The following is a 12,561-nucleotide window of genomic DNA, read 5'->3' as shown; positions in this document are numbered from 1 at the left end:
CCCGGTTTTACCGGCGCTTCAAACTCAGAAGAAGATAACGTAAACCACTGCCGCGACGACAAAACGGTAGATGGCAAACGGGATAAACGAGATACGTTTAATCAGCTGCAGGAAGGTTTTAATCGCGATCAGCGCCACGATGAACGCCATAATAAAGCCGACGGCAAACATCGGAATATCGCTGGCGTTGAGGAAACCGATGCTTTTATACACATCCAGCACGGTCGCCCCCATCATCATCGGCACCGCCAGCAGGAAGGAGAACTCTGACGCCGCATAGCGGCTTACGCCCATCAGCATCCCACCGGAAATAGTCGCACCGGAGCGAGAGAAGCCGGGCCACAGCGCCAGGCACTGGAAGCAGCCGATGATAAATGCCTGACGATAGGTCATATCATCAATGCCGACGGCACGCGGCTGTTTTGGCTTCAGCACTTCCGCCGCGATCAGCAGCAAGCCACCCACGATCAGCGCATACATGACGTTGACCGGGTTGAACAACGATTTGATGGTATCGTGGAACAACAGGCCCAGCACCACCGCCGGAACCATCCCGAGTAAAATATGAATCAGCGATAAACGGCCGCTTCCCTGGCCTTCATGTTCCGGTGGTTTACCGAAATGAATACCGATCAGACCAAACAGACGACGCCAGAACATGACGACAACAGCAAGAATAGAACCTAACTGAATGACCACCTCAAAAGTATTTGCCGTCTCGCCTTCAAAACCCAGAAGATGGCCGACAATAATCATATGGCCAGTACTGGAAACAGGTAAAAATTCCGTTAACCCTTCAACCACACCCAATATTGCCGCCACCAGCAGCGAGTGTATATCGCTCATCCAATAAACCCTTTAAAAGTAAAATGAAAAAACCAGATACGCTGAACCATTCCATCAGGTGATATTGATGCGGCCAGTCTGGAGACGGACGGCGCAGGAAACCGGAGCGTACACGGAGTACGCGTAAATTTCGAGTGCTGTCCTGACCCTGAGCGGCAATTAAATATCCCGATAGCCGGATCCTGTGACCGGTATAAACTCAATTTGTTTAACGAGTATGACCTGAAAAGTTTTGTTTCAGATTAAGGCTACGTCCGACTGCGCTCGATAATCACGCCCACGTTTGCCGCCCGGGCAACGGCGCCCGGTTTGCTGACTTTAATCCGCACCCACGGCGAGGGAAATTTTTCCAGCAGCAGATCGGCAATCTCTTCCGCGACGCGTTCAACCAGCGCAAAACGCCCGCCTTCAACGTGACCAATAACCAGCTCGCTGATATCAGCATAGCTGAGGCAATCATTGACATCATCACTGCTTGCCGCTTTGCGGTTGTCCCACGCCATTTCGATATCGAACACCAGCTTCTGTTCAATGGTTTGTTCCCAGTCGTAAACACCGATAGTGGTGATTACCGAAAGTTGCTCTATAAATACAATATCCATCACGACCTGCCTGCTTTTTGGCTAAACCGGATACCACTTCCGGCGAATTATGCGTATTATCCACAGATGCAAAGACATCCCCTAAATAATTCGCATTGCAGGAAAGCAGCGGCGCAGCAAGCGTTCTGGCTCAATGCACGCTCCGATGACGGCACGAAAGAAGTGCGCCAGCGCATCAGCGACGCGAAGGAGAGCGGGGACAAAATGACATTTTCAAAATGGAACAGCTGATGAGTGCAATCGCGCCTGGACTGGTTATCCTTGCCTACCTCTGCGGCTCAATTTCCAGCGCCATTCTGGTGTGTCGTCTCGCTGGCCTGCCCGACCCTCGCGATAGCGGTTCCGGCAATCCTGGGGCGACAAACGTACTACGAATTGGCGGCAAGGGAGCAGCCGTAACGGTTCTTATTTTTGATGTGCTCAAAGGCATGCTGCCCGTCTGGGGTGCCTGGGCGCTCGGCCTGACGCCTTTCTGGCTGGGCCTGGTCGCCATTGCGGCCTGCGTAGGCCATATCTGGCCGGTATTCTTTAACTTCCGCGGTGGTAAAGGCGTGGCGACCGCTTTCGGCGCAATCGCCCCCATCGGCTGGGATTTGACCGGCGTGATGGCGGGTACCTGGCTGCTGACCATCCTGCTCAGCGGCTATTCGTCGCTGGGGGCTATTGTCAGCGCGCTGATTGCCCCCTTCTACGTCTGGTGGTTCAAACCGCAGTATACCTTCCCGGTCTCTATGCTCTCCTGCCTGATTCTGCTGCGCCATCACGACAATATTCAGCGTCTGTGGCGCCGCCAGGAAACCAAAATCTGGTCCCGGCTGAAAAAGAACAAAAAAACGCCTGAGCAGAAATAATCTTGCGCCCGGTGGCTCACGCCGGGCCCCCTTTATCCCGACATTCTCTCTGAATTGCCCTTTTTGGCAGCCAATCATTCTGAACCCACCGCTCAGCAAAAGATAATCATTTCACAACAATCACTTAGCTATGTCTTATAACCAAAAATAATTTATCCCTGCCTGCCACGATGTTTACTCTGAATCCTTTATAAAACAGCACAGAACAACATCATGACAGACGTAATCAACGCGGATCCGGTCGCAGCAGCGGGCGCAATAATGCGCGTATCGTCATGGGTATCGCCCTCGGCGGTATTTTTCTTGATGCCTACGATCTGGGCTCCCTGGCCTTCGGCCTGAAAGATATTACCCGCGAGTTCAATCTGACCCCTGCCGGTACCGGAATGGTGGCGTCGGCCATCACCTTCGGGGCAATCGTCGGCGCGCTGCTGGGCGGCTACCTGACGGATAAAATCGGCCGCTACCGCGTCTTTATGGCCGATATGCTGTTTTTTGTGGTGGCCGCGATCGCCTGCGCGCTGGCCCCCAACGAATATGTGCTGACCGGCGCCCGTTTTGTCATGGGCCTCGGCGTCGGTATCGATCTGCCGGTGGCGATGGCCTTCCTGAGCGAGTTCTCAAAGCTTAAGGGGCCGGGCAACAAAGCGGCCAGCGTCGCCATGTGGTGCCCGACGTGGTATGCCGCCATCAGCATCTCGTATCTGCTGGTGCTCTTGTTCTACGCCGTGCTGCCAGAAAGCCACAGCGACTGGCTGTGGCGGCTGATTCTGGGCTTCGGCGCGGTACCTGCGCTGGTGATTATCGCCATTCGCAGCCGCTATATGAGCGAATCACCGGTGTGGGCCGCCAATCAGGGCAACCTGCGCGACGCCGCCGCCATTCTCCGCAAGGCCTATAACATCAACGCCCACGTGGCGCAGGACGCGCTGGATAACCCGACGCCGGTGGTGAAAAAAGCGCAGTGGAGCAACTATTTCCGTCTGTTCCAGGGCGTCTATCTGCGGCGAACCACCCTCGCCACGCTGCTGTCGGTGGTCTCTTCCTTTGCCTATAACGCCGTCGCCTTCGGCCTGCCGGTGATCATCTCCAGCTTCTTTGTTCAGTCGATGCTGACCACGATTGTGATCTCGCTGGCGCTGAATCTGCTCTTCGCCTTTGTCGGCGGTCTGCTGGCGGTTCGGCTGGTGCCGCGTTTAGGGGCCTGGAAGATGTCGCTGGCGGGCTACAGCTGCCAGCTGGCGGCACTGCTGGGGCTGGCGCTGATCGGCCGTCCGCACGGCGCGGGCGAAGGCATCGCGGCCGTGGCGATGCTGGCGCTGTTCCTGTTCGGCCAGGGGTTTGGCCCCGGCGCCCACACCATGACCTTTGCCTCGTTGAGCTATCCGACCTCACTGCGCGGCGTCGGCGTTGGCCTGAATCAGACCCTGATGCGCAGCAGCTCAACCCTGTCGCTGTTCCTCTTCCCGCTGCTGGTTGCGGCCCTGGATACCCAGGTCTTTTGGATTATCGCCGCCGCGCCGCTGATTGGCCTGCTGTCGCTGCTCGCTATTCGCTGGGAACCGTCGGGTTATGACATTGACGCCGAGGATTATCAGGCGTAATAATCTTTTCGCTAAACGGCCGCCGCTCAGGCGGCTGTTTTCTTGTTTTTAATTCATAAGCTTTTCATATGATCGAGATACTTTCGCGCCGATCAATACTCATCGCTGCTGTTTTATCTTGATTTTGCAGGGGCGTAACAACATTGCACAGCACCGTGTTACCAGAGAATAAAAAAGGCTGGCAGGCTACGCTGGACCTTCATTTTCAACATCGCGGCGGCAAAACGGTACTCACCTCCGCCCGTCATGTCGGTCCGCTCACCGTCCAGCGTCCCTTTTACCCCGAAGACGATACCTGTCATCTCTATTTACTCCACCCGCCGGGCGGGATCGTTGGAGGCGACGAGCTAACGATTCGCGCCGCTCTCGATAGCGGCTGCCACACGTTAATCACCATGCCCGGCGCCAGTAAATTTTACCGCAGCAGCGGCGCGCAGGCCCATTTACATCAGCGCCTGACGCTGGCGGAACGCTCGACGCTGGAGTGGCTGCCGCAGGACGCTATTTTCTTTCCGGGCGCCCGGGCCAGTCTGCACACCGCCTTTCATCTTTGCGCCTCCAGCACGCTGCTGGCCTGGGATCTGCTGTGCCTTGGCCGCCCGGTCATCGGCGAAAACTTTAGCCATGGCACCCTCAGCAACCGTCTTGAAGTATGGATGGATGATGCTCCGCTGCTGATCGAACGCCTGCACCTGGCCGACGGGCGTCTGGCCAGCGTGGCGCAATACCCGTGGGTCGGTACTCTGCTGTTCTATCCCGCCAGCGAAGCCCTGCTTGACGGCGTGCGGGAACGACTCACAACGCTAGGAAATTATGCCGGCGCCACGCTGACTGACGGCCTGCTGACGGTGCGCTTTTTAAGTGACGATAACTTACTTTGCCAGCGGGCGATGCGTGATATCTGGCGCTTTATGCGCCCGCATCTGACCGGAAAGTCCCCGGTCCTTCCCCGAATCTGGTTGACCTGAGAGAACGCTATGGAACTGACCCCCAGAGAGAAAGACAAGCTGCTGTTGTTTACCGCCGCGCTGGTGGCGGAACGTCGCCTGGCCCGCGGCCTGAAGCTGAACTACCCGGAAGCCGTGGCCTTAATCAGCGCCTTTATTATGGAGGGCGCCCGCGACGGTAAAAGCGTGGCGGCGCTGATGGAAGAAGGCCGCCACGTGTTAAGCCGCGAGCAGGTCATGGAAGGCGTACCCGAAATGATCCCCGACATCCAGGTCGAGGCCACCTTCCCGGATGGCTCGAAGCTGGTCACCGTCCACAACCCGATTATCTGAGGTTTCGCGATGATCCCAGGTGAATACAAGGTGCAACCCGGCCAGATAGCTCTGAACGTTGGCCGCGCCACCCACAGCATTATCGTTGAGAATCATGGCGACCGGCCGATTCAGGTTGGCTCGCATTACCATTTTGCCGAGGTCAACCCGGCGCTGAAATTTGATCGGGCGCAGGCCACCGGCTACCGCCTGAACATCGCCGCTGGCACCGCGGTCCGCTTTGAGCCGGGGCAAAAACGTGAAGTGGAGCTGGTCGCACTCGCCGGTCGTCGCGCGGTATACGGCTTTCGCGGCGAGGTGATGGGGAATCTGGAGGCAAACAATGAGTGATATTTCACGTCAGGCCTATGCCGACATGTTTGGCCCCACCACCGGCGATAAAGTGCGCCTGGCGGACACCGAACTGTGGATCGAGGTCGAAGACGATCTCACCACCTACGGCGAAGAGGTCAAGTTCGGCGGCGGCAAGGTCATCCGTGACGGTATGGGCCAGGGGCAAATGCTCGCTGACGACTGTGTCGATCTGGTGCTGACCAATGCGCTGATCGTCGATCACTGGGGGATCGTTAAAGCCGATATCGGCATCAAAGACGGGCGGATCCTGGCGATCGGCAAAGCGGGCAATCCCGATATCCAGACTGGCGTCAATATCCCCATTGGCGCGGCGACGGAAGTGATTGCCGCCGAAGGCAAAATAGTCACCGCCGGCGGCGTCGATACCCATATCCACTGGATCTGTCCGCAGCAGGCGGAAGAGGCGCTGGTCTCCGGCGTCACCACCATGGTCGGCGGCGGCACCGGCCCGGCCGCGGGGACGCATGCCACCACCTGCACGCCGGGTCCGTGGTACATCTCGCGGATGCTGCAGGCGGCAGACAGTCTGCCGGTGAATATCGGTCTGCTGGGCAAAGGCAACGGCTCGAACCCGGACGCGCTACGCGAACAGGTCGCGGCAGGCGTTATCGGCCTGAAAATTCATGAAGACTGGGGCGCCACGCCGGCAGCCATCAACTGCGCGCTGACGGTTGCCGACGAAATGGATATTCAGGTGGCGCTGCACAGCGATACCCTGAACGAATCCGGCTTTGTGGAAGATACGCTGGCGGCGATCGCCGGGCGAACCATCCACACGTTTCATACCGAAGGGGCCGGCGGCGGCCATGCGCCGGATATTATTACCGCCTGCGCACACCCCAATATTTTGCCCTCTTCAACCAACCCGACGCTGCCCTATACCGTCAACACCATCGACGAACATCTGGATATGCTGATGGTCTGCCACCATCTCGATCCGGATATCGCCGAAGACGTGGCGTTTGCCGAATCGCGTATCCGCCGGGAAACCATCGCGGCAGAAGATGTTCTGCACGATCTCGGCGCCTTCTCGCTGACATCGTCTGATTCGCAGGCGATGGGCCGCGTCGGCGAAGTCGTTCTGCGTACCTGGCAGGTCGCGCATCGAATGAAGGTCCAGCGCGGGCCGCTGGCGGAAGAACGCGGCGATAACGACAACTTCCGCGTGAAGCGCTATATCGCCAAGTACACCATTAATCCGGCGCTGACCCACGGTATCGCCCATGAAGTCGGATCGATTGAAGTCGGCAAGCTGGCGGATCTCGTGCTGTGGTCCCCGGCGTTTTTCGGCGTTAAGCCCGCCACGGTGATCAAGGGCGGGATGATCGCCATTGCACCGATGGGCGACATCAACGCCTCGATTCCGACGCCGCAGCCGGTGCACTACCGCCCGATGTTCGGCGCGCTGGGCAGCGCTCGCCATCACTGTCGCCTCACCTTCCTGCCGCAGGCGGCGGTCGACAGCGGCGTGGCGCAGCGTCTGAATCTGCAGAGCGCCACGGCGGTAGTGAAAGGCTGCCGGACGGTACAAAAGACCGACATGATCCATAACGGCCTGCAGCCCAATATCACCGTCGACGCGCAAACCTATGAAGTGCGTATCGATGGCGAGCTGATTACCAGCGAACCGGCAGATGTCCTGCCGATGGCGCAACGTTATTTTCTGTTTTAAGGAGTCCGGATGCTCTATCTGACCCAACGAGTGGATTCACCTGGCAAACTGACCGCCAGCCTTACGCTACCGATCGATGTACGGGTGAAAAGTCGTATCAAAGTCACCCTCAACGACGGTCGCGAAGCCGGTTTGTTGTTACCGCGCGGCCTGCTGCTACGCGGTGGGGATGTGCTCAGCAATGAAGACGGCAGCGAATTTGTGCAAATTATCGCCGCAGATGAAGGCGTGTCCGTGGTGCATTGTGACGATCAGTTCACGCTGGCGAAAGCCTGCTATCACCTCGGTAACCGCCACGTTCCGCTGCAAATCATGCCCGGAGAGCTGCGCTATCACCACGACCATGTGCTGGACGATATGCTGCGCCAGTTCGGCCTGGAGGTCACTTTCGCCCATCTGCCTTTTGAACCGGAAGCCGGCGCCTACGCCAGCGAAAGCCACGGCCATAGCCATAGCCACGGTCATAGTCACGATCATGGCCACGATCATCATCACGAGCACAGTCACTAAATGCCAACGTCGGAAAAACGCCTGCGGTTGATGCAGCTGGCCAGCAGCAACCTCCCGGTCGGCGGCTATAGCTGGTCGCAAGGGCTGGAGTGGGCGGTGGAAGCGGGCTGGGTGCCCGATGCCGCCGCTTTTGAACGCTGGCAGCTGCAGCAGATGGAACAGAGCTTTTTTACCGTCGATCTTCCTCTGTTCGCCCGGCTGTATCGGGCATGCGAAAACGACGATCTGCCGTCAGCACAGCGCTGGACCGCCTGGCTGCTCGCCTGTCGTGAGACCCGCGAACTGCGTGAAGAAGAGCGTAATCGCGGCGCGGCCTTTGCCCGCCTGCTGGCCGACTGGCAGCCGGATTGCCCGCCGGCGTGGCGCGTTTTGTGTCGGCAAAGTCAGCTCGCCGGCATGGCGTGGCTCGGCGTACGTTGGCAAATCGCACTTCCCGACCTGGCGCTGAGCCTTGGCTACAGCTGGATCGAGAGCGCGGTCATGGCCGGCGTTAAGCTGGTTCCTTTCGGCCAGCAGGCTGCCCAGCAGCTGATTTTACGCCTGTGCGATCGCTACGCGGCGGATATGACCTGCGCCCTTGCGGCGCCGGATAGCGCGATAGGTTCATCCACGCCGCTGGCCGCCATTGCTTCCGCCCGGCATGAAACCCAGTATTCCCGATTATTCCGTTCCTAGGAGAGAGTATGCATAACTACAAACACCCGCTGCGCGTCGGCGTCGGCGGCCCGGTCGGTTCCGGGAAAACGGCCCTGCTGGAAGCGCTGTGTAAAGCCATGCGTGACAGCTGGCAGTTAGCCGTCGTCACCAACGACATCTACACCAAAGAAGATCAGCGTATTCTCACCGAAGCGGGCGCGCTGGCGCCGGAGCGCATCGTCGGCGTCGAAACCGGCGGATGTCCACATACCGCGATCCGCGAAGACGCGTCGATGAACCTGGCGGCGGTAGAAGCGCTGAGCGAAAAGTTCGGCAACCTCGATCTGATCTTCGTTGAAAGCGGCGGCGATAACCTGAGCGCCACCTTCAGTCCGGAGCTGGCGGACCTGACCATCTACGTCATTGACGTTGCGGAAGGGGAAAAGATCCCGCGCAAAGGCGGACCGGGGATCACGAAGTCGGACTTCCTGGTGATCAACAAAACCGACCTTGCACCGTATGTGGGCGCATCGCTGGAGGTGATGGAGCGCGATACGATGCGTATGCGCGGCGACCGCCCGTGGACCTTTACCAACCTGAAAAGCGGCGATGGCCTGAACAACATCATCGCCTTCCTTGTCGACAAAGGCATGCTGCGCTAAGCGTCCCTGCACCATCCGGGCGCACCTGCGTCCGGATGGTGCACATCCTGCCCCCTCTTTATTCATCCCCGCCCCGCCAGCGCCCGCCGCAGCTGTTCTACGAAGTGGCATAAGGTTTGCTAATTCCTGTCATGCCTGATCATTAAGGAATGACTATGTCATCACTGGATATTAAAACTGAGTTACCTGCCCAGACCGGGACATCCGGCTCCAGAGAAACCCTGGAAGACTATACACTCCGCTATGCTCCGCTGAGCTTCCGCCGCTGGGGACCCGGCGTCGTCGCCGTGACCGCGCTGGGCGGTATCGCCTATCTGGCGGACTTCTCCATCGGCGCCAGCATCGGCATGGCATGGGGCACCACCAACGCGATTTACGCCATCCTGCTGGCGGCGCTGGTGATCTTCCTCACCGGGATCCCGCTGGCGATTACCGCCGCCCGCTATAACATCGATCTCGACTTAATCACCCGCAGCGCCGGATTCGGCTATTTTGGTTCGGTCATCACCAGCATTATCTTCGCAGGCTTCACCTTTATCTTCTTCGCCCTTGAAGGCTCGATTATGGCCCAGGGGCTGCTGGTTGGATTAGGGATCCCGCTGTGGATGGGCTATCTCATCGCCACCCTGATGGTGCTGCCGCTGGTCGTTTACGGTATGAAAGCACTGACCCGCCTGCAGGTGTGGACCACGCCGCTGTGGCTGGTGCTGATGGTGGTGCCGGTGGCCTGGCTGATTGCCAAAGACCCGGCGCTGGTGGACGGCTTTATGCACTTCGCCGGCAAGAATAACGCGGCGCAGGTTGATTTAACTGCCATTATGCTCGGCGCCGGCGTCTGCCTGTCGCTGATTATGCAGATCGGCGAGCAGATCGATTACCTGCGCTTTATGCCGCCAAAAACGGCAGAGAACAGCAAAAGCTGGTGGCTGGCGGTCTTTTCCGCAGGCCCAGGCTGGGTGATCTTAGGCGCAATTAAACAGATCATCGGCGCCTTCCTCGGCTTCTATCTGCTGACCCGCTTCCCGGCGGTGCACAATACCGAACCGGTACAGCAGTTCGTCAGCGTCTTTGATAACCTGGTACCCGGCTGGCTGGCGTTAACCCTGGCCGTCGTGCTGGTGGTCATTTCACAGATTAAAATCAACGTCACCAACGCCTATTCTGGCTCGCTGGCGTGGACCAGCGCCTGGACGCGCACCACCAAACGCTATCCGGGGCGGATTATCTTCGTCATCGTCAACCTCGCCATCGCGCTGGCGCTGATGGAGGGCGATATGTTCAGCGCGCTGTCGTGGATTCTTGGTTTCTACTCTAACTTTGCCATTGCCTGGGTGGTGGTGGTTGCCACCGATATCACCGTCAACAAAGGCCTGCTCAGGCTCGCCCCGGCGCAGCCAGAATATCGTCGCGGAATGATCTATAACGTTAACCCGGTGGGCGTGGTTTCGTTTGCTCTGGCGGCCGGGCTCTCCATCTGCGCCTTCTTCGGTCTGCTCGGCGCCACGCTGGCGCCCTTCTCGCCGCTGATTGCGCTGGTCGTGGCGCTGGTGATGACACCGCTGATGGGTATCCTCACCGGCGGGCGCTACTACATCAAGCAGTACGATGACGGGATTAGCGAGCCGCGCTACGACGCGCAGGGCAATGCGTCCATCACCGTTTACCAGTGCGTCAGCTGTGAAGAAGAGTACGAACGTCCGGACGTCATGCACTCGCACAAACATCAGGGCGCGATTTGCTCGCTGTGTAAAAGTATGGAGTAAAGCAGAAAGGCAGGCCGACAGAATGTCGGCCTGTGATGCAGATTACGCCGCCGGCAGTTCAGCGAGCGGCCAGCGCGGACGGACGGTCACGCCGAGATCCGGCTTAGCGCCGGTACGCAGGCGAACCATCCCGGCATAGGCGATCATCGCGCCGTTATCGGTGCAGAACTCCGGACGCGCATAGAACACTTCGCCGCCACGCTTTGCCATCATCTCCGCCAGCTTCGCGCGCAGCGTGCGGTTGGCGCTCACGCCACCGGCCATCACCAGGCGTTTAAAGCCGGTCTGCTCCAGCGCGCGACGACACTTAATCATCAGCGTATCCACCACCGCATCTTCAAACGCGCGGGCGATATCTGCACGGGTCTGCTCATCGTCATCGTTATTGCGAATGGTGTTAGCCGCAAAGGTTTTCAGGCCGGAGAAGCTGAAATCCAGACCGGGACGGTCGGTCATCGGACGGGGGAAAACAAATCGTCCTTCTTTGCCCTGAGCCGCCATCTTAGACAGCATCGGGCCGCCGGGATAATCGAGCCCCAGCAGCTTCGCGGTTTTATCAAACGCTTCTCCGGCCGCATCATCGATAGACTCGCCGAGCAGCTCGTACTGACCAATACCGGTGACGCTAATCAGCTGGGTATGGCCGCCAGAGACCAGCAGCGCCACAAACGGGAATGCGGGGGGATTATCTTCCAGCATCGGCGCCAGCAGATGCCCTTCCATATGGTGCACCGGAACCGCTGGCACGTTCCAGGCAAACGCCAGTGACCGCCCTACCGTTGCGCCGACCAGCAGCGCGCCGACCAGGCCGGGACCTGCGGTATAGGCCACGGCATCGATCTCTTTTGCCGTCAGCCCGGCCTCTTTCAACGCCGCCTGAATCAGCGGAACGGTTTTACGCACGTGGTCGCGCGAAGCCAGCTCAGGCACCACCCCGCCGTAGTCAGCATGTAATTTCACCTGACTATACAATTGATTGGCTAGCAGGCCTTTTTCGTCGTCATAAATGGCGATGCCGGTTTCATCGCAGGATGTTTCAATACCCAGTACACGCATGTCTTGTTTTACCTCGCTCTAATACCGCGCAGTTTAGGACCAATGCGGGTTGATGTATACCCTCAGCGTGCCTGGTTGGCGCAGCGAGGCAACCGGGGCGCCCCGAAAACCCGCCCGGCCGCACGTTGCCCGCCATGCGGCGCCAGAAAGGCCTGCAGGCGGCGAAGATAAAACTTTGTTCGCCCCAGGAACAACCCTCGTGTATACTCCTCACCCTTATAAAAGTCCTTTCAAAAAAGGCAGCGGTGCTTTACAAAGCAGCAGCAATTGCAGTAAAATTCCGCACCATTTTGAAATAAGCTGGCGTTGATGCCAGCAGCAAACCGAATTAATCAAAGGTGAGAGGCACATGCCGGTAATTAAAGTACGTGAAAACGAGCCGTTCGACGTAGCTCTGCGTCGCTTCAAGCGTTCCTGTGAGAAAGCAGGTGTTCTGGCGGAAGTTCGTCGTCGTGAGTTCTATGAAAAACCGACTACCGAACGTAAGCGCGCTAAAGCTTCTGCAGTGAAACGTCACGCGAAGAAACTGGCTCGCGAAAACGCACGCCGCACTCGTCTGTACTAATCTGTTGAGGGCCAACGCCCTCAATTCAGACTGAGTTGTTGTTGTAAGGCCGTGCTTCCGGAAGGAATGCGCGGCTTATTTTCGTTTATGCATTAGCAGATACACCGCATCATGAAAGAACGTATTCAGCATAGGCTGAGGCCGTCTGGTGATCGTGTGT

At 58.3% G+C, this 12,561-nt stretch carries 12 protein-coding genes and 3 pseudogenes; 11 read left to right on the top strand and 4 right to left on the bottom strand.

All coding sequences use genetic code 11. The features are described from left to right. Positions 1-24: 24 nt before the first annotated feature. Complete coding sequence (gene bacA, locus AC007G_RS05445; protein WP_004867807.1) at positions 25-846, bottom strand: undecaprenyl-diphosphate phosphatase; 822 nt, start codon at positions 844-846, stop codon at positions 25-27. A gap of 208 nt (positions 847-1,054) precedes the next feature. Further along, positions 1,055-1,448, bottom strand: a pseudogene (folB, locus tag AC007G_RS05440) (bifunctional dihydroneopterin aldolase/7,8-dihydroneopterin epimerase). 230 nt (positions 1,449-1,678) lie between these two features. Here folB and plsY point away from each other — a divergent pair. Both plsY and AC007G_RS05430 read left to right on the top strand, forming a co-directional pair. Then, positions 1,679-2,299 (top strand): glycerol-3-phosphate 1-O-acyltransferase PlsY, encoded by a 621-nt coding sequence (gene plsY, locus AC007G_RS05435; RefSeq protein ID WP_032697633.1) that lies wholly within the window; start codon positions 1,679-1,681, stop codon positions 2,297-2,299. A 245-nt stretch (positions 2,300-2,544) separates the two neighbouring features. Continuing rightward, a pseudogene (locus tag AC007G_RS05430) lies at positions 2,545-3,903 on the top strand (MFS transporter); the annotation flags it as partial. A gap of 67 nt (positions 3,904-3,970) precedes the next feature. Here the strand turns inward: AC007G_RS05430 and AC007G_RS05425 are convergent. Continuing rightward, positions 3,971-4,057, bottom strand: a pseudogene (locus AC007G_RS05425) (short-chain dehydrogenase); the annotation flags it as partial. On the opposite strand from AC007G_RS05425, the gene AC007G_RS05420 reads away from it, so the two are divergent. The 8 genes from AC007G_RS05420 (at position 4,047) to AC007G_RS05385 (ending at position 10,780) form a co-directional block, all read left to right on the top strand. Further along, positions 4,047-4,871: an urease accessory protein UreD gene (locus AC007G_RS05420; protein ID WP_032690667.1), complete on the top strand. Its 825-nt coding sequence runs from the start codon at positions 4,047-4,049 to the stop codon at positions 4,869-4,871. The pseudogene AC007G_RS05425 and the gene AC007G_RS05420 overlap by 11 nt on opposite strands. A gap of 9 nt (positions 4,872-4,880) precedes the next feature. After that, on the top strand, positions 4,881-5,183 hold the full coding sequence (locus AC007G_RS05415; protein ID WP_004867816.1) for an urease subunit gamma: 303 nt from the start codon (positions 4,881-4,883) through the stop codon (positions 5,181-5,183). A 9-nt stretch (positions 5,184-5,192) separates the two neighbouring features. Beyond that, on the top strand, positions 5,193-5,513 hold the full coding sequence (locus AC007G_RS05410) for an urease subunit beta (RefSeq protein ID WP_046853437.1): 321 nt from the start codon (positions 5,193-5,195) through the stop codon (positions 5,511-5,513). Continuing rightward, positions 5,506-7,209 (top strand): urease subunit alpha, encoded by a 1,704-nt coding sequence (ureC, locus tag AC007G_RS05405; RefSeq protein WP_479466553.1) that lies wholly within the window; start codon positions 5,506-5,508, stop codon positions 7,207-7,209. The genes AC007G_RS05410 and ureC overlap by 8 nt, the downstream gene beginning before the upstream one ends. A gap of 9 nt (positions 7,210-7,218) precedes the next feature. Beyond that, positions 7,219-7,719 carry an urease accessory protein UreE gene (ureE, locus tag AC007G_RS05400; protein WP_142629917.1) on the top strand — a complete coding sequence of 167 codons (501 nt, stop codon included), beginning with the start codon at positions 7,219-7,221 and terminating at the stop codon, positions 7,717-7,719. Further along, on the top strand, positions 7,720-8,394 hold the full coding sequence (locus tag AC007G_RS05395) for an urease accessory protein UreF (RefSeq protein ID WP_046853435.1): 675 nt from the start codon (positions 7,720-7,722) through the stop codon (positions 8,392-8,394). Positions 8,395-8,402: 8 nt separating this feature from the next. Further along, on the top strand, positions 8,403-9,017 hold the full coding sequence (gene ureG, locus AC007G_RS05390) for an urease accessory protein UreG (RefSeq protein ID WP_032690662.1): 615 nt from the start codon (positions 8,403-8,405) through the stop codon (positions 9,015-9,017). A 155-nt stretch (positions 9,018-9,172) separates the two neighbouring features. Continuing rightward, entirely contained in the window at positions 9,173-10,780 is a 1,608-nt protein-coding gene (locus AC007G_RS05385; protein WP_032690661.1) for a purine-cytosine permease family protein, read from the top strand. A 42-nt stretch (positions 10,781-10,822) separates the two neighbouring features. Here the strand turns inward: AC007G_RS05385 and tsaD are convergent, their stop codons facing one another. Beyond that, positions 10,823-11,836: a tRNA (adenosine(37)-N6)-threonylcarbamoyltransferase complex transferase subunit TsaD gene (tsaD, locus tag AC007G_RS05380; protein ID WP_004867835.1), complete on the bottom strand. Its 1,014-nt coding sequence runs from the start codon at positions 11,834-11,836 to the stop codon at positions 10,823-10,825. Between the two features lie 349 nt (positions 11,837-12,185). Between tsaD and rpsU the strand changes: the two genes are divergently transcribed. Continuing rightward, positions 12,186-12,401: a 30S ribosomal protein S21 gene (rpsU, locus tag AC007G_RS05375; protein ID WP_001144069.1), complete on the top strand. Its 216-nt coding sequence runs from the start codon at positions 12,186-12,188 to the stop codon at positions 12,399-12,401. Positions 12,402-12,561 lie beyond the last annotated feature (160 nt).

The sequence above is a fragment of the Klebsiella sp. CSG-1 genome (assembly GCF_056521145.1).
Note: the sequence above shows the minus strand (reverse complement) of the source record. Positions and strands in the feature narration are given on the sequence as shown.